Genomic DNA, 23990 nt, shown 5'->3' with positions numbered 1-23990 from the left:
GCTCTTGGCGCATCCCCATACGTCAGTACGACTCTCTTCAAGTCTATCGACTCCTCTTCGACTACTAAGATTTACACCTTCTACTGCTCAACTTTAAACTTCGCCATCAACCCGCTCAATTGCTGATTAACTTCTACTAGTCTGAGTGTTTCCTCTTCAATTTCAACGCCCGATAATTTTAGTGCATTCACAATATCGTTAATTTGGGTGATGTTACGACCAATTTCCTGTGTAACGCTGCTCTGCTCTTCAGCCGATGTTGCTATTTGCATGCTGGCGTCATTAATGTGTGTGACCAACTCTGCAACATGGGAAACATTCGTTTCCAAGGCATTAGCGCTAGAGTCAGCTTCTTGGCAACACACTTTGGTACTTTCCATTGAATCCACCATTAGATGACTGCTGCTTAACAGCTCATTTAACGCCTGCTCAATTTCCTCTGTACTGGATTTTGTTCGTCCCGCGAGATTTCTAACTTCATCCGCTACAACCGCAAATCCCCGTCCTTGCTCACCCGCACGAGCCGCTTCGATCGCCGCATTCAAGGCAAGCAGATTTGTCTGCTCAGCAATATCACTGATGACCGTTAAAATAGAGTGGATACCTTGTGATTTACCATTCATCTCTTCTACACGTCCGACGGCCACATCAACCTCTCGACGCAATGAATTCATGTTTGTTTTGGACTGGTCAATACTCTGAGAAGCGTCACGCCCCAAGTCTTCTGCTTTCTGTGTCAGTTGCGCAGTTGTCGCAGCACTCTGAGCAACCGTTTCCGCGGTGGAGTTCATCTCTTCAATTGCTGCAGCAATTTGCTCGGTTTCGGAAGCGTGCTCTGTGAGGCGCAGAGCACTCTGTTGGGATTGAGTTGCAAGGGTACCAATGCGACTTTCAAGTTCCTTGGACAAGGTTTTAACCTCTAGGAACATTGTCTGCAACTGCGCGATAAACTCATTGATACCAACGGCTATCCGTCCAAGGTCATCGCTTGACGTTACTGGGATCCGATTGGTTAAATCGCCATTCCCCTTGGCGAGCCCCTCTACGACATCCCTAAGAGCTAGGACGGGTTGGTATAAGCGATGGAAGAGTAGTGACATAACAACGAGTGCAGACAGGACACTAATCGCGACACTGAGAGTAAGGCGGTTTTCCAACTCTCCTAACTCTTGAAATGCAATTGCTTCATCAACCCCTACACCTAGGTACCATGTTTTATCCGCCACTTGGAATCTGTGAGAAAAGAACAGCTTCTTTTGACCATCCAGTTCGTAAGACTGAACACCGGAAGGCATTCTGACAGCATTCAGCGCAGTATCCCGGAACCCATTCAGGTCCCTTGCCTTTTCGCCATTTTTAATGACGGGTGAAGATGAAGCAAGTATTGTCGTCTCACTATCCATCATAACAGCAACCGCGCCAGGTATATCACTCACTCTATTGACGATCTGGTTTAGAAAATCCAGTGTCAAGTCAGAAGAAACCGTGCCATTGAATGTTTTTTCAACAAAACTAATCCAGATCACACCATCAGAAGCAACATACGGTTCGGTTACAGAGACCTGTGATTTTCCTTGAGCCAGTTGGTACCACTCACGTGTCGTAACATCGCCATTATATTTGTGGTTTGGCCATGTATCGGCTGTTTGATTCCAGTACGCATCACCATTGTCAAGTGATATCACAACACTGTCTATGTCCATGGCATTAGCGAGTAACTTAGTCTGCTCAATATAGTTTTCAGGAAAAGGCTGAGCCTTATAATGCTTCGCCACTTTATTGATACTGCGTGTTTTCTGTCCGAAATAGCTCTCTGCAGCCATCGCTTGTTGTCGTGTATAGTCAGTAAAATAACGCTCCACATTTTCCACGACGATTTCGCGAGTTTCATTATAGCCAATCCAAGCGCTTACAATAAGGGCCGTTGTTAGCAAACAAGCCATGGCGCTCAGCAGTATCCCTTTAAACCCAAAAAGTCCTTTTTTCATAATTCGTTCGTCCTAATCGTACCTAATAAAAAACCGCTAAATAAGTGTTCCTAATTGTGCTACGCAGTGTTGAAAACACATTGAATCAAGGCTATATGTACGTGTCTTACTAGCCGCATAACATCGACTTAATCTTGAATGGTAATGTCTGCCCCATGATTAATAACCACTGAACGTTTGGTTTTATACAATTCGCAGGTTCACCCCATTACTTAACTTGACCGAACTATCGCTCAGTTCATAAAGCTCTTTCAGCTCGATTAAAGTAGAGTTGACATTTATAACCACATTTCCCCCCGCAGACTCTCCAAGTAAAAGTACGATAAGCATCCCAAACAGCTCTCGACGCCTCCCCTGGTTGATATGCTCTTGTATTCTTCTGATTAAATTTTGGTCGCTCACACTCAATGAGCCTGAATAGCCACAATGAATAAAACTAAACTCCGCAATGACCATGTGTTGCTACCTGCTCTCTATTTATACACACATAATAAACTTCGATATTCCGATAACACTTCAGCTATCGAAGGATAGTCTGATATCAACTCTCCCAACTCATGCTCAATGGCGCTCACCTCTGATTGAACGATATCAAGCACCGAACTCACTTCTTTGTCATAGCGTGTCACTCGCTGTAAGTTGTACCTGAGCTTACGCAAATTGATTCTCAAATGAAGCTCAACTTTGTTGAACTGATGACTCGCTTTTAACGTGTGGTGGACATCATCCATACAAAACTCGCATACTCCATGCTCAATCTGAAACGGAACCGTTTCTTGTACATCAACCGTTGATTCAAAAGTACATAACTTGCAGGTGTAATTTAACATTCGTATTCTCCCTAAATCTTAAACCAGCGCGCGCTTTTCCAACCACACTTCAGGCGAGCAAGGTTTGTAAAGACAATATCCCTGAAGGTAAGGTACACCTACCCCGGTTAATGTATTAAACATCGCCGATGTCTCTACGCCTTCCGCAACTAGACTGATATTGTGTGTACGACCAAACTCACACAAGTGAGTGATGAGCTTTAGGCAGGCATCACGTCGCATCGCTTCGTGAATCAACGCTTTATCCAATTTAACCTGATACAACGGAAGCTTAAATAAGCTTGTAATCGCACTCATTCCTGCTCCAAAATCATCGATGGACAACTTGAAGTCGTGGATATGCAGCTCATTAAGTGTTGTTGTAATGGTAGGGTCTTCATCAAGTAGGTAGGACTCGGTCACTTCGAGCACAATACGACTAGGGGAAACACCAAATCGAGCGACAATCTCACACACATCATCAACAAAACTCGCCTTCAATAATTGATGCGCCGACACATTTACATTGACTAAAGGTCTCGCATTGTGTGTGGAGTCAAACATCACCAAATATTGGCACGCGTGCTCTAGAACTAACAAGCCCAACGCATGTATATGTCCTAACCGCTCGGCGATAGGAATGAACTCTGCGGGTGAAATCGAGCCCAACTCAGGGTGCTCCCACCGAGCTAACGCTTCAAAACTTATCAGGTCCCCTGTCGATGCTTCGACTATTGGCTGCAACGCTATCACAATTTGGTGTGTATCAATGGCCGCTTCTAATGCGTCTTGTATGGCAAAGTGTCGGTCAATGTCACGTTGTGACTGCCCCGTATAGGTGACCGGGGAGCATACCAATCGCGTGTACTCAGAAAGATTAAAGATTTGCTCTAAAGGGTGGGTGACATCCAAATCACTGACGGGGAGTGCTCCAAGACCGAGTCGACTGGTCAGCGTTGTACTGCACATTCGCCCCTGCTGAAACACCGCTTCGATTTGACTCATTAATGAATACGCCTTCTCATCATCCAACTCTTGCTCCATCGTCACCACAAAGACATCTGCACTGATTCGATACAACCCGTACCTTAAGTTCAAGACATCATCTAGGGTCGACACCAGAGTTGAAGAAAGCTGGCCCGTCGCATCATACCCCACTCGTCGTTGAAACCGCTGCAGTTGAGTTAAGCAGCACACAAGAATCCAGCCGTTTTTATTCAACTTTGGCGCATTTTGTAAAAACTGGTGCCGATTCAGTAGTCCCGTCTCACTGTCATGGTTAGCCATATGCGTGAGATACTGATTCAGGAACACTTCTTCTGACACGTTTTTGTGAGAGCCGACCATGGCAAAGCCACCTTGATACTCCACTCTCACCCCCGTGGCTTCAATCCATAGATAACGGCCTGAGGTGTTTTTTACCCGGTAGCGGGTTTTGACACGTGTCGAGCTTTGCTCTTTTTGATGGCCATCCACTTCTTGCGCTAATCGCTCTCGGTCTTCAGGGTGAACAAGTGCGAGCCAATCATCCAACGTTGAATAATCTGTCGAGAGTGCGAACTGTTGGTAGAAGGAGTTGTTGTAGAACTGAACGACATTGTCATCACTCATAAACCACAAACCTTCACTTGCCGTGTCAAAAAGGCTGAGTAACGCTTGGGGTAAAGCCTGCTTGTCCATATTGTTTTCCTTTAATAAGAAGGAACGTCCCCTTCATTTCTCCATGTCGTCATGACAACAATTCAAGTCGCCCAAGATGGGCATTGGTCAATGTTGATAGGTCATTGGCTGACAACTGCACATTGGCAAACCAAAAGGGTTTATGTTTTTCAATAAACACGCCACTACTTTCTAATGCTTCATAGATAGAAAATGCATGACCTTGCGCCAGAGCGACACCTAATAAGCTGCGTTCGAGCACGGGCACCTGATCTTAACTCTTCTTCCAAAGCGACTTTGAGAGGCTGCGTGGCCATCGTCCAGTGCAGCGTTTTGACAATATGTTTTGTCAACGGGATGGCTAAGGACGCCAATATATGAGGTAGCCGGCTGACATCGAGAGCGACATCCGCACACGCGTAATACTTATCTCGCGCATTCGACTCACGGTATTGTTGCATTTTGGTCATCAGTGCTTCTTCAAAAAAACGAGGGTATTGGTTAACCACCGAAAATGCGCCCAGCGACAATAGGACACCAAGCAACAGACCTTGCTCAGGGGTACGCCACCCGGCGGCTCGAAGCCGCTGACAGGTGGCGTTGGCAGTAACCATCATATATTGCCAAAGCTTTGGAGCGATGTTTTTTGTCACGGGCTCTTGCCACTTTAAAAGAGGCTTACTCATCAATATGGGGAAAAGACGAATACAGTTATCCAGCCCTAAGGCGCCGATAGCGACTTTTGCATCTTGCAGGGGCATCGGACGGCGCTTAATCCGCTCAAGAAACTTCGCATTCGCCATCAGAGACAATACTTCACTATTTAATGAGGCATCATTCGTCGTCAACACAGATAGCTTACTCACACTTAAAGAAGGGGAGTATGCCGTTGATGCGAAGTAGGCAAAGTCGGGAAAGCGACCAAATAGCTGAACCGGCGACATGCCTAACAGCTGCGTACTCATCGAGCTTTCGGTTTCGGCCAGTATGTCATCCACTACACCGGCATGAATACGTTGCCTAGCCTCTTGCTGGCGTAACTTGTCTTTCACTCTATCGCGCTCACATTGAAGTAGCAGACGTTGATTGCGCGTCACTCTCTCACGCTCATCGTTTATGACACTCTCGCAATACCGTGCTTGCTCACTCAGTGAGGCATCGACATTACTCTGGTCTAGTACAAACTGACGATTCACTAGCCACTTGGCGTGCCTCATCCTGGTCGCTTGTGCCACCTTTTCTGCTATTGTGTTTGCTTCATCACTATAACGACGCCCGGTCACTATGGCCGCTCGACCTTTAAGTGAGCAAGACCCTTTATATGACGATTTATTGATTGTCTGCATTATCAAGCGTCCACATCTCGCATCACGTTAAAGGGTCTTTTAGTTTTGATGATAAGCCAGCGCTTTCTTTCGCTCCTCGTAGCAAAGCGTTCATCAAATCTCTCGCATTGAATTTTGACAACGCTTCGTTAGCACCGACTTGCTTCGCACGCTCTTGGCTCATCTCACTGGACAAAGACGTGTGTAAAATGGTGTACAGTGCTCGAGTGTTGGGGTCATCGTTGACCGCAAACACCAACTCATACCCATCCATTTTCGGCATTTCTATGTCACTCACTAACACATGGAATGCAGAACGAGAGGCAGAACGCTCCCTCAGCACAGACAAGGCTTCATCGGCATTCTCAAAGGTTTGATACGACACACCAAAACGGTCTAACAATTCGGAAATAAGCTTGCGAGCAATACTGGAGTCATCAACCACCATGACCGACACTTGTTGCAGGAGAGCGATTTCTTCTTGAGAAAGTCTTACCCCTGCTTCGTCGGTCTGTGCCGGAAAAATGTCCACCAACACCTGCTCGATATCAAGCAACTGCACCAGTTGCTCCTCATAACGCGTCGTACCCAATATAAAAGTTTCTTGTCCTAGCGTGTCTGGCAATGGTGTAACAGATTTCCAATCACAGGGCACGATATGCTCAACCTGATGCACCATGAGCGCCACTAATATACGCATGCAATCAGCCACAATCAGTGTCTGAGAGTCTCTCTCTTCAACCGGAACCGCCTGCCCTCCCATGACTGCGGACAGATCAATGATGGGCATACTCGTACCTCGAATCGTGGCCGCTCCCACTACGTCTTTGTGGCAGGCTGGAAGTACCGTGGGTCTTTGATAAGGCACGATTTCTTTAATTTTAATCGTACCAAGCGCAAACCGTGTAGAGCGCGCGTGTAAACGAAACATCAGCGCGCCTTGGGGCTGTTCTGATAAGATGGTCAAGATAACTTCATCCTTGGTTATAATGATACAGAGTGTGCTCACTGCCGAACAGAGCTCAGGAAAAAAACGAATCACTGAGCTCTATACGGGCTTCAAAGGCGTTGTGTTAGAACTTAAATTGACTGACTTGCTGCTCCAAGCGCTCAGCGCTACCTTTCAGTTGACTTGCTAACTCTCTATTTTCAGAAGAGCCTTTCTGCGTTTGTCCAGCTAACACATTGAGGTCTGAAACAGACTCATTAATTTGGGAAGCCACGACTGATTGCTCTTCTGCCGCTGTCGCGATTAATTTTGAACACACTCACTAAATATCCTGTTCGAGTAATTGCGACACCCATGAGCCTATGAAATCTGCTGCTTTGAGAACAATAGAGAAATGTTTCTCCCCATCAAGCACACCGATTTCTACATCTGCATGTTTATGAGTATTATTATCAACAAACGCTATGACCTTATCCGGATCAAAAGCTTCGTCCTCAGAGCCAATCCAAAGTCCGAATCGTTTCAATTGATGCAATTGGATATCTGGAGAATTTGGGGTTACAGCGTTGGACATTACCACTGTATTAAAAGTCACTATTTCTGGATTTTTCTCGAGAATGTCTTCGGGAAAGTTAAATTCCACAGCTTTTGAATGGCCAAAAAGCAGACCTTTAGTTATTGAGTTAACTACAAATTTAGCTACATTTACCTCTGAAAAACTATACTCTTCATCGTCAGGTTCACGGTTTGTTTTTGAACGAAAACCCAAGTATGGTGCGACAAGAGCATAACCTGCTACGGCGTGCCGCGGCTCCCAATTCGAGTAATTCAGTACCAGTCCCGCACCCGCTGAATGACCACCTAAGAAAATAGGTGTAGCCGGATGTAAAGTCCTAATATGATTAATCATTGTTGTAATATCATGCCAAACTTGGTTTTCACTGGGCGCATCTCCTCTCGCGCCACCCGAGCTCCCATGCCCTCTGATATCAGGCATGTATACCGTCATTTGAAACTCGTCTCTCAACCCTACTCCGATATGATTATATAGAAGCCCACTATGTGCTCCTGCACCGTGATAGAAAATCAGAATAGCTTTAGTATTTTTGGAACGGTAAGTTCTAAAGGCGAGTGGCACACCATCGCTTGACGATATAAAATCCAAAGGCGCTAATTCCTTTTTTTCAGAAAGCTGAATTTCTTTGAGTGAGAAAAAACGGCTTTCACCATCATCTGATTGACTGGCAAACGCGTTAATAGGGAAGACAAGAGCCTGAACCAATAGCAATACCAATGTAAAAACAAACACCTGTAGTCTAATGAATAAAATTTCTGCAGACATATACTCTCTCTAAAATAAGGCCCGTTGGTAAAGATAGGACTCTATTAGTCTCTGTTCTCTTTCTTAGTGCAACTTGAAAGAACACTTAAGGCATTGAAATTATTAAATTTATTTTAAAAGCAAACAATTAAATTCTTCACCCTATGACTTAACATCACCGAACTGTCACACGTTCATAAAGTTCATTCAATTCCATTAGCGTTCAGCCTGCGATGAATCACCACACGCGTTAACTGTCGGCTAATTTACTGGTGGAGTGCTGACCTAACATGGACACACCTAACCAGAAAAACCATAGAACCTGAGTGATACCAAAAATTTCATTTAAGACTTCGGCAGGGTATATTGTCGAGATTCCAGCACACCCTACAGATATGCCAAGGTAATTGAGCCCTCGTGGAAATACTGTCGCCTTTAAAGCTGCTAGGCTAAGTAACAGAACCCAAAGTCCTCCAACGAGTTCGTTTCCTCCTCCAAGACTTTCTATTATTACTGTAACCACTCTCCACATATCGAAAGCTTTCTCTGCGGATTGGTCCATTAGCTCAACAGCATGTACAAGCCCAATATTCGCCAACATGCCACTTGCAATGACCAGAACAACCCAAACAAAGCCGAAGACTGAACCGATTTTAACAAGTGGATCATTTGTCGATTCTAGTTTTTCAAATAATCCCACGACAAGTACGGATAGAAAAACGCCAAATACGACATACATGAGAAAATACATCATTGAAAAAGAAAATTGATTTTCTGCTAAATAGGTCATTTTTTCTGATGCACTACCCTCCGGGGGATATGCCCAAAAAGCACCAAAGTATACAAAGGCAAAGACATAAATGAGTGCCTCAATCCAAGCTGCAGCACCTACAAATTTTTGAAATCTATCCATTTATGCTTTCCCTTCAACTACTAACACCACATACGCTATGACGATACTAAACCATAAGCGTTGAACACAAGCTAGTTAAATGAACTGAAACCAAAGGACAATAAATTGTCACCGGTAGACATCATTGCAGTTATCATTGTTTGATAGATTGACCCTCTACTACATACTTCCATCAACAGAATCATGCTTATAAAGAACGACAAATTAAGGACTTAACATGAAGAAGAACCCCATCTTAATTACTACGATTGGTTTAGTGCTGTTACCTAGTGGTGTTGTAAATGCAACAAATAGTCAAACTTCTATAAAGGTAATGGTTGGTAATAAAACATTAGAATCAAACTGGGGCAAAAATAACTCAATGCACACGTTTGCTGTCCTTTCGACTTTTCAACCTGCAGCCCTGCCATTCGGTATAGCATTTGACCTTCATGGCAATAGCTATGAAAACAAAGTAGCTGGTAAAACAACAGAATCAGCAATAGGTGAAATGAACATCGGTCTAAGATATCAGCCCCAAATTACATCAAATGTATTTACATCCTATTTGGGTAGTGGTGTCAGCTTCGTAGCGGTCGAACTAGAGGAAATCAACTCGGGAACCAAAACTACCCATGACGGTACTGGCACTGGCTATTGGGTTGGGGGTGGTATCGACTTTCACTTTTACAGCCAGTGGTCTATGGGTCTTGACGCTCGTTACTCAAGTGTTGATGTGGAGCTGAGCGGTGAAAAGAGAGACGCTGGTGGCTTTGGATGGGGAGCGACGCTCGGATACCATTTTTAATAAAGTTGCTTAATCTAGCTAGATTGAAATCTATAACAACTTAACTGGTATGAATCGCCACTGATGTCCTAGACGCCTTTTAGCTAGATATGGACTCAGCTATTTATACAATTGTTACTCAACTTGTAGATATGATCATACGGTTTGATGAGCAAGTACTATAACTATTGAGCCAGTTTTACAGTCTGGGTGTTGCAAGTGACAAATTATCTAGCTAATCATTGATGTACTGTGCTGGTGTAACTCCAAACCACCTTTTAAACGCTTTGTAAAAGCTTGATGGCTCTTTAAATCCGAGGCCAAAACATAGTTCGGTAATACTATGCTGCCCAGAACTGATCAAGCTTCGAACTCTTTCGCTACGGACTTGGTCAACAATTTTTTTGAAATTCGATCCTTCTTCTTTAAGTCTTCGATAGAGTGTTTGTCTGCTCATGTGCTGTTGCTTAGCTATCACATTTATAGAGGGGGTTTGACCATTGTTCAAACAATCAACGACTAAAGCCTTTGTCTTGTCCTTGATAATTGAACTGCCTCGAATAGTTACTAATACCTCCTTAGCTTTTTGTTCTGCGATACTTTTAAGGAACATACTGCTCGTTTGAATTGGTTCCTCTAAGAGGGTAGAAGGAAACTCTAGTGAATTGACATCGGATGAAAAGATTATATTCTTTCCAAATATTGGTACGAGCTTACTCTTGTAGTCCGGAGCATCAAAAGTAAAATTTGCCCTTGATATCTTGACCTTGTTCCCGCTTAACAAGTTAGCCCAAGCAACCATTGCGCTCATACTTCTTTCGACGGCTATCGTAGGGTAATCATCACATTTATGAATAGTCAGCTTCAAGGTGCAAGTGAACCCATTCATATCCACTTGCCATTGTTCTGCAGTGTTCATTAGAGAAGTGTTCTCAATGAAGGTATCTACTGCTTCAGCTAGAGAACTTGTTTGACTAACCCAGCTAGCTAGTACTCCTTTAGAGCTTGGATTGATCTTTTGCCCGAGAGTGAGTCCGATCTCAGGAATAGTGTGATTCTTGCGAATCACATCCCAAAGGTAGAAATAGTCAGCGATTGGTAAACGATCGATCAAATCAAGGGTAGAGAACTTCTTTAACAGCTGTTGTAACCTCACTTCCTTATATTCCAAATTAACCGTGTTAAGTTCATCAACAAGGTCAAGAGCCGCAGCTACAGAAACATGGTTACTATTATCAGTTTTTGACAACTTCAAACATCCTTCTTTTCCAAAAATTTCCGGCTCATATTAGGGTGGACTCCCAACTTACTTTGCCTTTACATTCAATCTAGATTACCAGAAACATTTACCAGGGCTATACAAAGGTGTAACCCCATCGATAAAAATGCTTGTGAGCATAGACGTTTAAAGGCCTTCACCCTTCTGAGAAATTCCTTTCAACCAGTTGGCCTCTTTTGCTCTCCATTAGCCTTTCTAATCCAACCAAAACTTAATCGTACTCATCATTTCATTAGCACATAGTGGGTAGGAACTATTCTTACTTATGTTTACGTAACATAGGTATTTTTTGACCTGCTGCAGATGATTCAATGAGTACATGCAATCTTTTATCACGAGTTTCCTCTTTCTTAGCAGTCATAACCCACCATATCGAATCTCTTCTGTACGAAGGCGCTAAACTAGTAAAGTATTGCCAGGCGGGTGCATTCGCCTTAAGTGACTCTTCATACTTTTTATCTAGCGGGATATTTCTTTGTTCAGAGGAATAGCCTTTCACGTCATTTCGATTGTCAAATAACAAAATGCCCTCCGGCCTCATTTTTCCCATTTGTAGAAGATTCTGCACTTTCTTCACGTTCACAGCACTCCAAACACTATCTATCTTCCGAGGTGAGAAACGAATTTTATAACTCTCTTTATCTATTGATTTCCGAATGCCATCTATCCAACCGAAACAAAGCGCGATGTCAACTGATTCGGACCATGTAAAGCTTAACTTTCGAGAGCCTTGTTTATAAAAACCCACCCAAACCTCAGTTTGCTTAGCATGATTTAACTCTAACCAGGCGTGCATTTCTTCTTGATTCTTAAAAAATATTACATCGGACATTTATTGTCTCCAAATGTACTTGCTTTGGTGTTTTTACGCTTTTTAAGGTTAAACGAATGAACGGTTTAAAATTGAGTACCTCACCGCAACTCATGCAGACGCCGCCCCTTTTCAACTTAGGATGAGGAGGATTATAAAAAGCATTGGTGACACATCTTGACACCCATGTTCGATGTTCGGAGAAAAGCTTGTATAAGCTTTAGCTTCTCTGTTTTTTCAACTTCAATTTCAGTCGGTCAGTGCTCTCATCTGAAGACGCTTCCTGACAACGGAACAAGCAGCCAATCAGGGAATGTCGAGAGCTTCCAGCTCTGCTGCCAATAGATCGAACACTCGGCGAACCCGCAAGTTTGTTCTAAGTTCTTCATGACATACAAGCCATAGTGGTATCTGCATCATCGGAAAGAAGTCCTCGGGAGCTCGAATAAGTTTCGGCTCTTGTTTCGCTATGTCTTCTGGCAAATACATCAACCCTAAATGGTTTTTGCATAACTCTAGTTGAGCAGGCTGAAATTCAGTAGAAAGCTTGAAATTATCTTCAACTAGCTGCCAACCATACTCAGCAAACTGTTCAATTATTCTTCTGTTATTTCCAAACCCTATAATTTGTATATCACTGAAATCCCCTGTGGCTCTTAGATCAAAGAACGGTTGGAGGTAGTCTCGGGTACCATACAAATAGACTTGCTCTTCACCCAGCTTCTTTGCGATGAGAGTCGACTGAGTAGGTTGGAAACTTCGAAGAGCAATATCGGCATCTCTACGTTTTAAATCACTTAGGTCGTTTGTGACAACCAACTCTATGGATATATTTGGCTCTTTACGTCTTAATTTGCTAAGAACCGGTGGCAACCTATATACGGCGTCAAGCTGACAAGCTGATATCACAACAACGCCTGTCAGAGCTTCCGACTGGCCATTTGCAGCCATTGAAAATTTATGGGCCACATCTCCCATTTCGCGCGCGATATTAAGCAACTCATCACCACTGCGAGTGAGTTTTAGCTTATGGGCTGAGCGCTCAAAAAGAGCAACTCCAAGCTCGTGCTCCAGGGCTGACACCTGACGACTCAGCGTCGGTTGTGTCACACATAAAGATTTTGCTGCTGCAGACAAGCTTCCAAGTTCTGCAGTTGCTAAAAAGGCCCTTGTCCGATTCCAGTCAAAAGAAATTGATTTCCAATTCATACAAATATGTATACCTCTATACACTTTCAAGTAATTACCATTAACTATATGTATAGATATAGTATCTGCACAATTGTTTTATTGAGGTTATTTATGACAGTTTTAGTGTTGGGAGCGACAGGAGCAACAGGGCGACTTGTCGTAAGAGAACTAATCTCGCGGGGTTACCACGTAAAAGCCATTGTGCGATCATTAGATAGAGTAGAAAGTGACCTGATTGACAACAATCAGGTAGAAGTAGTGGTTGCCAGCATAGTTGATTTATCTGAGGAGCAATTGCTTTTCCATGTCAGAGGTTGCGAAGCTGTGATTTGCTGCCTTGGGCACAATTTGACGCTGAAGGGCATTTACGGCCAACCAAGAAAACTGGTCGCAGACACCACAAAGCGGATATGCAGAGCTGTTGCAGAACTGAAACCATTACAGCCAGTAAAATTTGTTTTGATGAGTACGTCCGGATATCAAAACTCACTAAGCGGCGAGTCAGTTTCATGGATGCATAAAATGGTGATTCAATTGTTAAGAAAAACCATGCCTCCCCATGTGGATAATGAAGAAGCTGCCCAGTACCTGCAATACAATATTTCCGGCTCCAAGCATCCATTGCAGTGGGTTGCAGTCAGACCAGATAGCTTAGTTGACCTACCATTTAAAACGGAGTTTTCTGTCCACCCCTCACCGCTTTCTGACCCCATATTTGCGTCAAAGGAGAGCAGTCGCATCAATGTCGCCAGTTTTATGGTGGAATTGATTTGTTCACCTCAAATCTGGAGTATCTGGAAAAATGAAATGCCTGTTCTCTATAACGACCAGGAGAGCATCAATGTGTGACACGGGAGTTGGAACATGTGTCATCCAATCATCAATCATCAATCATCAATCATCAATCAAATAGAAAGAGCTGACAAAGCGATAGTTGCGGTAGATAGATACACCTTAATGTCTGTATACCAGAGATGCAGTCTTAGTTGTCGAGCCTGGTAAAACGTTACTAGCAAACAAGCCATTAGAAAAGCGTTTGAGTCTATAGCAGTTTATTTCATAAACGGACTGAAAGGCATCCAAAACGCTATGGAAGCATTGGAGCCTGGTGATACCGCTTTGGTACTGACGAATACTGTTGCGTCGGCACCGTACTACTGAGAGATTACTAGAAAAGCAACCTATGTCTTTAAAAAAGTACATAAAACCTGTATGGCCTGTATGGTCAACCAGCAAACACTTTGAATAAGTTTTGTGTCACTTGAGCCTAGAACAAAAAAATTGTGTGGTCAACGAACTAGGTTACGATATTGAGAAACGTTGTCTTCAAACGGTACATAACGCTGGCGAAATTTACTACCTTCAACAAGCTCAGGTAATTTTATTCTATCCATGCGAAAGTGGCGAAAATCACTTCGTAGTGGATCCCATGCAACCAGATACCAGAGAGGCCATAGAATTAGTACGGCTTGCGGCTCTACTTCACGACTTGTAGTAACATCTTTCACATCAAAGTATTTAAAACGGATGATTTGGCGTTGTAAAAAAGCTGTTTCGAAAACAGACAAAAGGTTGGTATCTATTTCTCTTATGTTCGCAGTATCAACACCTGGTGCTAGCTTTCCAATATATACACCATCCAACAAGCGGCGCAGGTCTTTAATCTTGTCTGACGACAAAGACTCCTCAATTTTTGCTAAACCTGTATCTGCAACACATGAAAAAGGCATGCTACCAGTTGATCGCATCGCAGTCACACTGATGATAAGAGAAAATACCTCGACAACAGAAATTCGAGAGCTGGTCAAGACGGACTGAGGCTCAAGTCTAAGCCCCCCACCAGGCCCTGCTTCCGAGTGAATAATAAATCCTTCTTCTCTCAACGTACTGATATCCCTTAATACTGTACGCCTTGATGCGCTAACAATTTCAGCCAACCTCCCAACAGTTAATGTTCCATTTCGTCGAAGATTACGAATGATAGCGTCTTGTCTTACTCTAACGTTCATTTTTACGCTTCCTGATATTTAGTGCCAACTAGTGTCACCATTAAGTTATACATTACTTAACAATGTTTGTCAGTGAACCCAAATGCTGTGTTCGCCCCTGACAATTATCTTAATAAACAAACGTGTAGCCAAAATGTAAGACCAATCATGTCACCAATCAGGAGAAGGACTATGTTAAATTTTAATCACTTTCCCACACCCAAATTAATTTCCGTTAATAATATCGAGCTAGAAGTGTTCGAAGCTGGCCAGCAACACGCTGGAAAGCCAATTATACTTTGCCATGGCTGGCCGGAGCTTGCTTATTCATGGCGTTACCAAATGGCTGCCCTAGTAGCTGAAGGCTACCATGTCATCGCTCCTAATCAACGGGGGTATGGAAATTCCTCATGCCCTAAGGAAGTAGAGGCGTATGATATCGAACATTTGTCTGGTGACCTTGTTGCCTTGCTCGATCATTATGGATACGACGATGCCATTTTTGTTGGTCATGATTGGGGAGCAATGGTTGTCTGGGGGCTCGCTTTACTACACCCCACACGTGTCAGCAAGATAATAAACCTGAGCTTGCCCTATCAGGAGCGCGGTGAGGTGCCCTGGATAGAGCTCATGTCACAACTACTTGGTCCGGATTATTACTTTGTTCACTTTAATCAACAACCCGGGGTTGCTGATGCCATATTAGAAGAGAACACATTTCAGTTTCTTCATAACTTGTACAGAAAAGATACTCCCACCCCAAGTGTCGAATCCGGTATGATGATGATAAATCTCGCGCAATCGGAAACGATTTCTGGGAATCCTGTGATGAGTGAGTCCGAATTAGACGTCTATGTATCTTCCTTTAGATCTTCGGGGTTTAACGGTAGTATCAACTGGTACAGAAATCTGGACCGGAACTGGCACCAATTAGCAGATGTAAACCCTGTACTCCAGCATCCGACACTGATGATTTATGGTGATAGAGACATGATACCTCAACCGGAAAATCTGAAAGAATTCGTACCCAATGTACAAGTCATTCATTTAGACTGTGGTCATTGGATACAGCAAGAGTTACCGGAAGAAACAAATCGGGCAATCTTAAACTGGCTCAACAAATGATGTATTAACGTAACGCGGAGCACTTCGGGAGCATTACTCATTAATTTGAGTTGACACTCCCGGAGTAACGTCTGTTTAGAAGATATTTAACCCAAATATATCTTTAATATCAAAAAGTACTCTCTCAGTTTTCTCTTTAGATAGCTGGCTTCCTTCAGCCAAAATACTAATTAGCTGTGCTTTGTCATCGAGTAGTTCGGCTCTTTTCTCTCGAATAGGTCGAAGTAGCTCTTGCAGGCATTCTTCCAAGATCTTTTTTGTTGTTCCATCGCCAAGTCCACCTCGTTGATAATGTTCCTTCAGGTGAGTAATGTAGTTTGAATCGGGGTGAAATGCATCAAGATAGGTAAAAACAACGTTTCCTTCAACACAACCAGCGTCCTCTATTCTCAAGTGATTTGGGTCGGTATACATTGATTTTACTGCAGCACTGATCTCCTTCTGGGAAGCGCCAAGATTGATAGCGTTCCCCATTGATTTTGACATTTTATTCTTGCCATCTGTGCTAGGTAAACGTGATGCATTGCTCAGTAGCGGACGACATTCTTTAAGAACCATTTTGCCTGCTAGGGCGTTTATCTTCCTTACAATTTCATTCGTTTGTTCAAGCATCGGCAGTTGGTCATCCCCTACAGGAACAAGCGTGGCGTTGAAAGCCGTGATGTCAGCGGCCTGAGAAATGGGATATGTCAAAAAACCAGCAGGGATTGAGCGCTCAAAGCCTTTGTTTTGAATCTCACTTTTCACCGTAGGATTTCGCTCTAACCGAGCTATTGTCACAAGGTTGCTGTAATACATCGTTAGTTCAGCCAATGCGGGTAACTGCGACTGGAGACAAATTGTGGTTTTACTTGGGTCAATACCTACCGCCAGATAATCAGCGACGACATTAAGTATGTTGGAAGATACCTTAGATGGATTGTGAGCGTTATCTGTTAAACCTTGCATGTCAGCAACAAGGATAGTTTGGTCGTTAGCATGCTGTAAAGCAACACGCTGCTTCAGTGAACCAATATAGTGGCCAAGATGCAATGGGCCCGTAGCTCTGTCACCGGTTAAGATGACTTCTGAATTTTCAGAGTAGTGGTTAGTGTTCATGTTCGTCTCCTAGTAAATAGATCGCTACTGGAGATAATCAGAACACAGTCTTAGCTACCTTCCAGCAGCTTAAGAATGTGAAAATCCTGTGCCGCTCTAGTTAGAGCGCCACCAAGAGAAAAATGATAAAGGTGTCGAGATACGTTTCATCCAAGCAAACTAACAATAATTGGTTCTAAACTCAATCCCCAGAGTAAATACTTTCAACTAGTACACTCGCGTCTGAAACGGCAAAACAAAACCACAACAATAAAAATGGAACACAACTTTAGCAAACTAGAATTAGAAATAGATCCGAACATAACTGTAAATTACATTGACCCGAAATCATCTACTTTAGCTGCGTTGTCTCGCTGACAATTAACGAATGACATGGGATCCCCTCCCGATGTTCTGTCGGTGGCTATTCATGTTATACGCGTGGTTGAGTCCTAAGTGAGATACTCATTACGCTATGGTTTGGCTCACTTTCAATGCCAACCGCTAGCCAACCTAATGACTCGTACAACGATGGTACATTATAAAGGTTGCTTTGAGTTGTTGATGATACTTGGCTAACACCTCGATTGATCAGTTCACTAGCAATACCTTTACCACGCCACTCAGGTAAAACATAAACAGCATTAACCCACACCACTTCTGAACTACCATGTAGCTCTTGACATCGAGAGTAAGCTAAACCACCAGTTTCTTACAGCAAAAATAACAGGAGGAAGCTCAGATTTCGCCTTGTAGGTATCTACAAACGAAAACTCAGTCCAATTACTTTGAAATAACCTTTCTAGTTCTGCCCAATACGGACTAATCTCATCACAAACTTCAAATACTAACGTGTTCATATCCGATTGTTTTCTAAAAGCGTATAACGCCAGCTTAAACCGCAGACAACGCACAAAAAAGCCGCGGCATTGCACCTTAAATACTAAATTCACCGCAAATTAAAAATGTCACGCGTTGTTTGTCGGTTTGAAGCTTCTGTTATGTGTTAACTTTATGCTCCATTATGAGTTTAGTTTTTTCTGTACATACCACCTGAAACCCATGAGCCTCATAAAGTTTCACGAGATGCTCTTCACAGCGAAGATATATTGTCGGTACTCTTAACTCACCAGCCTTTTTTTTAGCAAATTTGATTAATGCTTTTGAAATACCTTTTCCACGTTGCTCTATAGGAATATAAATCCCATCGAGCCAATAGTTATACTTCGGATAACTAGAGTACTCACGATATTTAAGCTCTCCAGCTCCTGCCAACTCTCCATCAAGATGAGCTACAAATGCTATTCTATTCGAAACAGAAGATACCTTTTCAATAACACTTTCAAGAGTAGCTCCCGAATCCTTGCAATCCCATTCGTTAAAGTACCAATTGGCGATAGTCTCTATCTCATCTGGATAATCAGTTAAATTTGAAATTTTCATTTTCCCTCATTCACCTCTAAATTGTACTAGTAAATTATGGCTTTACTTTAAACTGCACTTAATAAGGAAAGCACCATACTCAACAGACCACAATCTTACTCGTTTCAGATACCTCTTGTAGGTCAAACTAACATTAACAGTGGACGCTTGGCAGTAAAGCGCCATATTACCGAAAGATCGGCAAAAGCTGAGCATAGAAAAGAGCCTGGTCATTGGGAAATTGATACCGTCGTTGGCCGTGGAACCAAGCACTGTATCGTGACTTTAGTCGACAGAATGACTGGCTACACTTTTATTGGGCAAATGGACGACAGAACAAGCGAGTCACTCAACGTAAGAATGAGCAAAATCATGACCCGCTCTGACTTACCTTTTAAGACGATAACTGCAGATAACGGCACTGAACTTCATGGTTATGCACAACTAGAAAAACACCATAACTGTCTGTTTTACTTTGCAAATCCATACCAATCATGGGAGCGAGGCACTAATGAAAACACCAATGGCTTGATACGACAATACTTACCAAAATGAACTTCTATGTCACACGTGACACAGAAGCTCTGCAATGAAATAGCACACAAATTAAATACACGCCCACGCAAAAGGCTTGGGTATAGGACACCAACGGAGTATATTCATGCGTATCTGTAGAAAGTGTCGCACTTCAAACTTGATACTAAGTGATTTTTTCATTGCATACGGAAACGCCCGAAGTTATTAGCTTTGGGCGTTTCTTCTAGCAAACTGGTTACGACAAACCGAGCTCTAAAGTGTCATATGCAGAATGGGAAAAGGTTTTCCCATATCATCAAGCGGTGAGCGAGAAACTGCTTTAAAACCCATATGCTCGTAGAAACCTACGGCTTTCGGGTTTTGTTCGTTTACATCCACTTTGGTTGCGCCTAACTGCTCTATTGCGTATTGCAGTAGCACCTCACCAATACCTTGTCCTCTTGCTTCGTTTAAGATGAACAGCATTTCAACCTTTGAGTCGTGGATACCCACGAAACCTAAAATTGAACCACTTTCATTTTTCACACATCTTAACGTGACAGCAGGAAAAGTCTGCTCAATGATAATTGGTTTAAAAAACTCAATATCTTCTTCTGATATAAAGTCATGAGTTGCTCGAACTGAATTTTCCCAAACACTAAGCATTTCTGCGTAATTTTCAGGAAGCACATTTTCTACAATCATCGTATTTTCTCTAAAGTTGACTGAAATTCATGTGCAGCCGCGAGAAGGCATTTTAGCCCCAATAGATATGAAGTGTCCACCAATCACATAATGTCAGTAACCGCCAGATTAAGTAGTGAGCAACACTACCACCAAACCTAGGCCGTTGTGACGTAAACACTAAAGTCGATTCAAACCGAAAATGCCAAGCGTTACGAATCTGCTTAAATTTATTGTTATGGCGCAGTTCTCAAAGATGGCCACCTAACTAACCACTCTTTCGAATTTACACGATTTTCAAATGTTGCTAGTGACCTTTTAGGATTATGCGTGACGCAGTAACCAAATAAAGATTCAAACCCAAATGCTGATATAACTTCATATTGATTCACGCCTGTTTGACGAACACCAACCGCTGTTTCGTTTTCAGGCCAGTGGCTCATAGCATCCACTGAACTTTGATAAGGTTCATCACCATTACGTTCATGCATCTGAGCTTGATTTCGAACTTGCCAATTAAGCTCTGGCATACAGCCTTTCAAGTATTCTTCATAACACAGATAGGCATCAGGATTGGATTCATTAGGATCGAAGTAAATCACATCAACGTCATTCAAAGGAGTCGCAGATTCAAACTCATGTAACGAGTCCCAGATTAAGTTTCGAACGAAACCCGCTGCTATATAGCACTGAGGTAGATTCAGCTTAGACACATGATTTAGTGCCTCAGTTCTTATTGGATCACATTTTATTAATTCGACGATTTTGTTCATTTTGCCCTGCGCCATAACGCCGCGTTAGGGGGTGAGCAACGCAGGCCACCCAACCTAAACCATTGTGCCGTAATCACTGAAGCGGAATCAAACCCAAAATGCAGAGCGTTGGGAATCCCTCTTGAACGCTTTGTTATGTGAATTTTTCACGCGCCCAAAAGAGGTAAATGTTTACGCTGCTGATAGGTTAAAGCCAACTCTAAACAGGACTTGATTGCTATTTCTGGCAACACTTGCGATATGGACAGAACGATTGCTCTGTTTCCCTGAAACACCAGTTCTTCACCATACAATTCTCGAAATGTATCGACTAACTTAGTTTGGCAATTAAAGAACAGGTAATAGTTGTTAGGAGATTTTAGCTTCCAGTCCATTCTTAGCGGGCTGCCTGTTTTTACACTATAGCTAGGTTCACCCCACTTTAGAGTTTCATCGACTTCACCCAGCTCCAAATCAGATGCGATTTGAAAGACTAGATTTCGTAGCTCCTCTAGCCTAATACGAGCATTTTCCGGATATTCATCGAAGCGTTCTTTGACTACATTGTTCACTGAAACCTCCTATTCACATAACGCTGCGTTAAGGTGTGACAATCGTTTGCCATACTTGAGCGAAGCGAAACCGGCAAGCGTTTGGAATCACTCTTAAACGCCTTGTTATAACACGGTTTTACACGTCACTTTCCGTCAAAATCTGACGGCAATTACGAACTGTTAGCACCCGAACTTCATGGCTTAAACTGTAAATAATACGATCGTAACTTTCACCATAAGGGCCAATTACACGTACATATGCTATTTTTCTTGCATTCATTCTAATAGTTTTCATCTGAGATTTACCATTTAGTTTGTTGTTAAGATCAGCATAAGTTAGATGGTCAGGAAGTTCGTGTCTATTCTTGTGAAGAGAGGATCCTATCTTGCTATTTTGCATTAGTGCTGCATATTCCCCCAAATTCTTGCATTGCTTTATTTGACTGGGCGTAACTCCATAATATTTTTTGAAGCCTTTTGCCATAGATTGAGGGCTAGAATAGCCAAACGATAGAGCTATTGCGGTAACACTTTTATCTTGAAATAACAGAGCTTGAGCCGTTTTCTCATAGCGAAGTCTTCGAACGTACTCAGCGACAGTCTCACCGACGATAGACTTGAATATGCGGTGAAAATGAAAAGGGGAAAGACTAGCACGCTTTGCGACATGTTCTAAATTTAGCTCTTCATGACAATGATCTTCCAAGTATTCTAGAATCGAACTGACTCGTTCAGTATGGTTCATTTCATGTGAATCCTTTACTTATAGTTGATAGTATTAATTAAATCGATTAAAGCCACTAAATCAATGTATCCGCTCCATGCACCCACGGGGCGATATTACTAATGTTTGAAGTTCCAATGTAGGAGTACATCGATATCTGGCTCTGCTTTCGCCAGCTCTTGGCTTACCCTAATTTGGTTATATGTCTGTTTCCTTGCACACAATCTCAAATTTGTAGTTTTAGATGCACAACTATCAAAAGGTCGGGCTTTATCACCAAATACATAAACTTAACTAGCACCTTTATTGACTACTTGTGACCCCACCCCAAATAGATGGGAGTTAACAAAAAAGCAATTCATCTAAACGTTATCTACTTCAACGATGCTTGCTATTGGAATACTAGTTGGTAATCTATTCACAATTTCGGATCAGTCGATGTTAATGTAGGTAAATACACTAAAAGTAGAGACCAACCATCACAATGCCTCATGAGTGTGAAGCCATCAAAGCACCAGGTAGAAGTAGCTGAACTTCCCCCAGGGTTTAGTTTGTTCGCATTCGCTTAGATTTTCACCAAAATCGTCAAACTAAGAGAAAAAGAGCTGTCGTCCTACCAATCCAGGCACTGAGTCGCCTCTCAAAGTAGTAACTCAATGGATCCTAACTTCTTACAATCATTATTGGCATATGCCAATAATGATTGTAAGGTGTCCTCCTCACACATAAAGGAGAACACTATGTTATTTGCCATTCCCTGCCACGAATCTTCTCTTTCCAATCATTTTGCCAAAGCTCCTCAGATTATGCTGTGGGATAACCAAACCAAAGCCAAACGAATTCTCGAGCTGCCTAAGTCATCATCATGTTGTGGTCGTAAGCACTTTTGGCGCGAAGTGTTGCAAGATAATCAGGTCAATGCTGTTGTAGTTCGTTCCATTGGTTCGAACATGTTGAGTACACTACTTAAGCTCAATGTTCGTGTTCTGAGTGCACCGCGTGGGTTCTCTCTGGAGAGCTCTGATGAAAACCTATTAACTCCTGTTACTCAAATTGAATTTGCTCGGCCGCCAGTGAAGCCCATCATAAGCACCATAGCCATCGGTTTGTAGATAGCCACTATAGTCACCCAAGAAGGCAACAGGGCACGCCCTCGCGCGACTGTTTTGGTAGTCGTACAAGGCGATGTTTTTCACATTCGGTAACGTAGCTTCTGGCGAGTCTGCACCCGAGCAGTAGAGCCACATGTAACACTGTTTATCTTCCTTGAGTACATTGAGTGGTGTTTCATCCGCCTGAACCACCACTTGCTCTAGTAGGTGCTCTTTCAAGGCTGCGTAGAGTGGTGCAAACTTCTCACTGACTTGGATAACCCACCGTGCCATGGTGGTTCGTGATAGCTCGATACCCGACTGAGTAAACAGCGATTCTTGGCGATAAAGTGGCATCGCGTATTGGTATTTGCCAAGGATGATATTAACAAGCAAGCTTTCTAAAATCGGTATTATTAAGGCTATCCATAGCGACGTTCAACGATAGTTTCGACAGCCTTAATTAGATCATATTTTTTCTTTAATTGGTATTAGTTGTTTAATAACGAGGTTCGGCATAAGGCTACGAAGATTAGCTGATTTAGCCGATCAGGTCGTAACTTCTTGATTTAGTTCCATCGAATTACGCAACAAAGCCCTTTACTCATTAAGAGTATTAGCCTGATTCATAGCTTTATCTATAATTTCTACTAGCGCGGGCTTCGTTCCTTTTATTAATCGACTGCCTACAATTGCATACCAGTCATAGTCTTTTCCGGTGTCGTTTATAATTTTCACGCTATTATGAATGTCGATTTTTCGCGTTTGAGGTTGTGACTTATTACGTTCAAAATACTCTGGTGGGATAAGCTGTCTATTATCCAACCAGTTATCGATCGATTGTTTAACTGAGGAAATCAGACCGACATAACTCTGCCCGTCAATTGTCACGGCCCATTTATCTGTTTCTAAATTCCTTTTAAGGAGAAAGCTTCGATAAAAATCTGTTCTTACGACTACTTTCTTTTTACGACGCTGATGGCTTAATAAAATATCTAACATGCCCATTCCTTGTTTATAGTAAATACCGAAGGTTAATCAATTGG

General features: G+C 42.7%; 23 protein-coding genes and 3 pseudogenes. 5 read left to right on the top strand and 21 right to left on the bottom strand.

Annotated elements, in window-relative coordinates; translation table 11 throughout:
* Nucleotides 1-80: 80 nt before the first annotated feature.
* From BS19_RS05060 to BS19_RS05020, 8 genes are all read right to left on the bottom strand, one after another.
* A complete protein-coding gene (locus BS19_RS05060; RefSeq protein WP_038173764.1) occupies nt 81-1988 on the bottom strand; it encodes a methyl-accepting chemotaxis protein in 1908 nt (635 codons plus the stop codon).
* Nucleotides 1989-2461: 473 nt separating this feature from the next.
* Nucleotides 2462-2818, bottom strand: a complete 357-nt coding sequence (locus tag BS19_RS05050; protein WP_038173761.1) for a hypothetical protein — start codon at nt 2816-2818, stop codon at nt 2462-2464.
* 18 nt (nt 2819-2836) lie between these two features.
* On the bottom strand, nt 2837-4477 hold the full coding sequence (locus tag BS19_RS05045; protein WP_038173759.1) for an EAL domain-containing protein: 1641 nt from the start codon (nt 4475-4477) through the stop codon (nt 2837-2839).
* 179 nt (nt 4478-4656) lie between these two features.
* Complete coding sequence (locus BS19_RS05040) at nt 4657-5673, bottom strand: HDOD domain-containing protein (protein WP_245609257.1); 1017 nt, start codon at nt 5671-5673, stop codon at nt 4657-4659.
* Nucleotides 5674-5824: 151 nt separating this feature from the next.
* Nucleotides 5825-6712, bottom strand: a complete 888-nt coding sequence (locus BS19_RS05035) for a chemotaxis protein (protein WP_157631136.1) — start codon at nt 6710-6712, stop codon at nt 5825-5827.
* Nucleotides 6713-6854: 142 nt separating this feature from the next.
* A complete protein-coding gene (locus tag BS19_RS05030) occupies nt 6855-7049 on the bottom strand; it encodes a hypothetical protein (protein WP_038173758.1) in 195 nt (64 codons plus the stop codon).
* Between the two features lie 3 nt (nt 7050-7052).
* A complete protein-coding gene (locus BS19_RS05025; protein ID WP_051686502.1) occupies nt 7053-8072 on the bottom strand; it encodes an alpha/beta fold hydrolase in 1020 nt (339 codons plus the stop codon).
* Between the two features lie 229 nt (nt 8073-8301).
* Nucleotides 8302-8964, bottom strand: a complete 663-nt coding sequence (locus BS19_RS05020; protein WP_038173757.1) for a DUF4386 family protein — start codon at nt 8962-8964, stop codon at nt 8302-8304.
* Nucleotides 8965-9181: 217 nt separating this feature from the next.
* On the opposite strand from BS19_RS05020, the gene BS19_RS05015 reads away from it, so the two are divergent.
* Nucleotides 9182-9751, top strand: a complete 570-nt coding sequence (locus tag BS19_RS05015) for an outer membrane protein (protein WP_038173756.1) — start codon at nt 9182-9184, stop codon at nt 9749-9751.
* 214 nt (nt 9752-9965) lie between these two features.
* Here the strand turns inward: BS19_RS05015 and BS19_RS05010 are convergent, their stop codons facing one another.
* The 3 genes from BS19_RS05010 to BS19_RS05000 form a co-directional block, all read right to left on the bottom strand.
* Nucleotides 9966-10979 (bottom strand): AraC family transcriptional regulator, encoded by a 1014-nt coding sequence (locus BS19_RS05010; RefSeq protein ID WP_038173978.1) that lies wholly within the window; start codon nt 10977-10979, stop codon nt 9966-9968.
* Between the two features lie 289 nt (nt 10980-11268).
* Nucleotides 11269-11841: a YdeI/OmpD-associated family protein gene (locus tag BS19_RS05005; RefSeq protein ID WP_038173755.1), complete on the bottom strand. Its 573-nt coding sequence runs from the start codon at nt 11839-11841 to the stop codon at nt 11269-11271.
* Between the two features lie 285 nt (nt 11842-12126).
* Nucleotides 12127-13029 carry a LysR family transcriptional regulator gene (locus BS19_RS05000; protein ID WP_038173754.1) on the bottom strand — a complete coding sequence of 301 codons (903 nt, stop codon included), beginning with the start codon at nt 13027-13029 and terminating at the stop codon, nt 12127-12129.
* 93 nt (nt 13030-13122) lie between these two features.
* Here BS19_RS05000 and BS19_RS04995 point away from each other — a divergent pair, with 93 nt between their 5' ends.
* A complete protein-coding gene (locus tag BS19_RS04995; protein ID WP_038173753.1) occupies nt 13123-13860 on the top strand; it encodes an SDR family oxidoreductase in 738 nt (245 codons plus the stop codon).
* Nucleotides 13861-14300: 440 nt separating this feature from the next.
* Here the strand turns inward: BS19_RS04995 and BS19_RS04990 are convergent, their stop codons facing one another.
* A complete protein-coding gene (locus BS19_RS04990; RefSeq protein ID WP_038173752.1) occupies nt 14301-15020 on the bottom strand; it encodes a helix-turn-helix transcriptional regulator in 720 nt (239 codons plus the stop codon).
* Between the two features lie 171 nt (nt 15021-15191).
* Between BS19_RS04990 and BS19_RS04985 the strand changes: the two genes are divergently transcribed.
* Entirely contained in the window at nt 15192-16124 is a 933-nt protein-coding gene (locus BS19_RS04985) for an alpha/beta fold hydrolase (protein ID WP_038173751.1), read from the top strand.
* Between the two features lie 75 nt (nt 16125-16199).
* Here the strand turns inward: BS19_RS04985 and trpS are convergent, their stop codons facing one another.
* The 3 genes and pseudogenes from trpS to BS19_RS04970 form a co-directional block, all read right to left on the bottom strand.
* On the bottom strand, nt 16200-17222 hold the full coding sequence (gene trpS / locus BS19_RS04980) for a tryptophan--tRNA ligase (protein WP_038173750.1): 1023 nt from the start codon (nt 17220-17222) through the stop codon (nt 16200-16202).
* A 412-nt stretch (nt 17223-17634) separates the two neighbouring features.
* A pseudogene (locus BS19_RS04975) lies at nt 17635-18061 on the bottom strand (GNAT family N-acetyltransferase).
* 139 nt (nt 18062-18200) lie between these two features.
* Nucleotides 18201-18644 (bottom strand): GNAT family N-acetyltransferase, encoded by a 444-nt coding sequence (locus tag BS19_RS04970; RefSeq protein ID WP_038173749.1) that lies wholly within the window; start codon nt 18642-18644, stop codon nt 18201-18203.
* Between the two features lie 141 nt (nt 18645-18785).
* Between BS19_RS04970 and BS19_RS04965 the strand changes: the two are divergent.
* A pseudogene (locus tag BS19_RS04965) lies at nt 18786-19298 on the top strand (IS30 family transposase); the annotation flags it as partial.
* Between the two features lie 114 nt (nt 19299-19412).
* Here the strand turns inward: BS19_RS04965 and BS19_RS04960 are convergent.
* The 4 genes from BS19_RS04960 to BS19_RS20470 all read right to left on the bottom strand — a co-directional run bounded on the left by BS19_RS04960 (nt 19413) and on the right by BS19_RS20470 (nt 21874).
* Nucleotides 19413-19844, bottom strand: a complete 432-nt coding sequence (locus BS19_RS04960; protein ID WP_038173748.1) for a GNAT family N-acetyltransferase — start codon at nt 19842-19844, stop codon at nt 19413-19415.
* A 215-nt stretch (nt 19845-20059) separates the two neighbouring features.
* Complete coding sequence (locus tag BS19_RS04955; RefSeq protein ID WP_211252987.1) at nt 20060-20596, bottom strand: nucleotidyltransferase family protein; 537 nt, start codon at nt 20594-20596, stop codon at nt 20060-20062.
* Nucleotides 20597-20742: 146 nt separating this feature from the next.
* Complete coding sequence (locus BS19_RS04950; RefSeq protein ID WP_038173746.1) at nt 20743-21147, bottom strand: DUF1801 domain-containing protein; 405 nt, start codon at nt 21145-21147, stop codon at nt 20743-20745.
* 118 nt (nt 21148-21265) lie between these two features.
* Nucleotides 21266-21874, bottom strand: coding sequence for a helix-turn-helix domain-containing protein (locus BS19_RS20470; protein WP_051686500.1), 609 nt, complete (start codon nt 21872-21874; stop codon nt 21266-21268).
* A gap of 635 nt (nt 21875-22509) precedes the next feature.
* Between BS19_RS20470 and BS19_RS20745 the strand changes: the two genes are divergently transcribed.
* A complete protein-coding gene (locus tag BS19_RS20745) occupies nt 22510-22965 on the top strand; it encodes a NifB/NifX family molybdenum-iron cluster-binding protein (protein WP_084185941.1) in 456 nt (151 codons plus the stop codon).
* On the opposite strand, the pseudogene BS19_RS04940 reads toward BS19_RS20745, so the two are convergent.
* Both BS19_RS04940 and BS19_RS04935 read right to left on the bottom strand, forming a co-directional pair.
* Nucleotides 22927-23346, bottom strand: a pseudogene (locus BS19_RS04940) (IS66 family transposase); the annotation flags it as partial. The gene BS19_RS20745 and the pseudogene BS19_RS04940 overlap by 39 nt on opposite strands.
* 198 nt (nt 23347-23544) lie before the next feature.
* Nucleotides 23545-23946: a DUF3319 domain-containing protein gene (locus tag BS19_RS04935; protein ID WP_051686499.1), complete on the bottom strand. Its 402-nt coding sequence runs from the start codon at nt 23944-23946 to the stop codon at nt 23545-23547.
* Between the last annotated feature and the right edge of the window lie 44 nt (nt 23947-23990).

The organism is Vibrio pacinii DSM 19139 (genome assembly GCF_000711795.1).
Lineage (GTDB): Bacteria > Pseudomonadota > Gammaproteobacteria > Enterobacterales > Vibrionaceae > Vibrio > Vibrio pacinii.
The sequence above is the reverse complement of the archived record's forward strand: the minus strand, read 5'-3'. Positions and strand labels throughout refer to the sequence as shown.

Excerpts from the sequence above, each read along its gene's own strand:
- BS19_RS05060 (WP_038173764.1), bottom strand. The coding sequence starts at position 1,988 with ATGAAAAAAGGACTTTTTGGGTTTAAAGGGATACTGCTGAGCGCCATG.
- BS19_RS05050 (WP_038173761.1), bottom strand. The coding sequence starts at position 2,818 with ATGTTAAATTACACCTGCAAGTTATGTACTTTTGAATCAACGGTTGAT.
- BS19_RS05045 (WP_038173759.1), bottom strand. The coding sequence starts at position 4,477 with ATGGACAAGCAGGCTTTACCCCAAGCGTTACTCAGCCTTTTTGACACG.
- BS19_RS05040 (WP_245609257.1), bottom strand. The coding sequence starts at position 5,673 with ATGAGGCACGCCAAGTGGCTAGTGAATCGTCAGTTTGTACTAGACCAG.
- BS19_RS05035 (WP_157631136.1), bottom strand. The coding sequence starts at position 6,712 with ATGTTTCGTTTACACGCGCGCTCTACACGGTTTGCGCTTGGTACGATT.
- BS19_RS05025 (WP_051686502.1), bottom strand. The coding sequence starts at position 8,072 with ATGTCTGCAGAAATTTTATTCATTAGACTACAGGTGTTTGTTTTTACA.
- BS19_RS05020 (WP_038173757.1), bottom strand. The coding sequence starts at position 8,964 with ATGGATAGATTTCAAAAATTTGTAGGTGCTGCAGCTTGGATTGAGGCA.
- BS19_RS05015 (WP_038173756.1), top strand. The coding sequence starts at position 9,182 with ATGAAGAAGAACCCCATCTTAATTACTACGATTGGTTTAGTGCTGTTA.
- BS19_RS05005 (WP_038173755.1), bottom strand. The coding sequence starts at position 11,841 with ATGTCCGATGTAATATTTTTTAAGAATCAAGAAGAAATGCACGCCTGG.
- BS19_RS05000 (WP_038173754.1), bottom strand. The coding sequence starts at position 13,029 with ATGAATTGGAAATCAATTTCTTTTGACTGGAATCGGACAAGGGCCTTT.
- BS19_RS04995 (WP_038173753.1), top strand. The coding sequence starts at position 13,123 with ATGACAGTTTTAGTGTTGGGAGCGACAGGAGCAACAGGGCGACTTGTC.
- BS19_RS04990 (WP_038173752.1), bottom strand. The coding sequence starts at position 15,020 with ATGAACGTTAGAGTAAGACAAGACGCTATCATTCGTAATCTTCGACGA.
- BS19_RS04985 (WP_038173751.1), top strand. The coding sequence starts at position 15,192 with ATGTTAAATTTTAATCACTTTCCCACACCCAAATTAATTTCCGTTAAT.
- trpS (WP_038173750.1), bottom strand. The coding sequence starts at position 17,222 with ATGAACACTAACCACTACTCTGAAAATTCAGAAGTCATCTTAACCGGT.
- BS19_RS04970 (WP_038173749.1), bottom strand. The coding sequence starts at position 18,644 with ATGAAAATTTCAAATTTAACTGATTATCCAGATGAGATAGAGACTATC.
- BS19_RS04960 (WP_038173748.1), bottom strand. The coding sequence starts at position 19,844 with ATGATTGTAGAAAATGTGCTTCCTGAAAATTACGCAGAAATGCTTAGT.
- BS19_RS04955 (WP_211252987.1), bottom strand. The coding sequence starts at position 20,596 with ATGAACAAAATCGTCGAATTAATAAAATGTGATCCAATAAGAACTGAG.
- BS19_RS20470 (WP_051686500.1), bottom strand. The coding sequence starts at position 21,874 with ATGAACCATACTGAACGAGTCAGTTCGATTCTAGAATACTTGGAAGAT.
- BS19_RS20745 (WP_084185941.1), top strand. The coding sequence starts at position 22,510 with ATGGATCCTAACTTCTTACAATCATTATTGGCATATGCCAATAATGAT.
- BS19_RS04935 (WP_051686499.1), bottom strand. The coding sequence starts at position 23,946 with ATGTTAGATATTTTATTAAGCCATCAGCGTCGTAAAAAGAAAGTAGTC.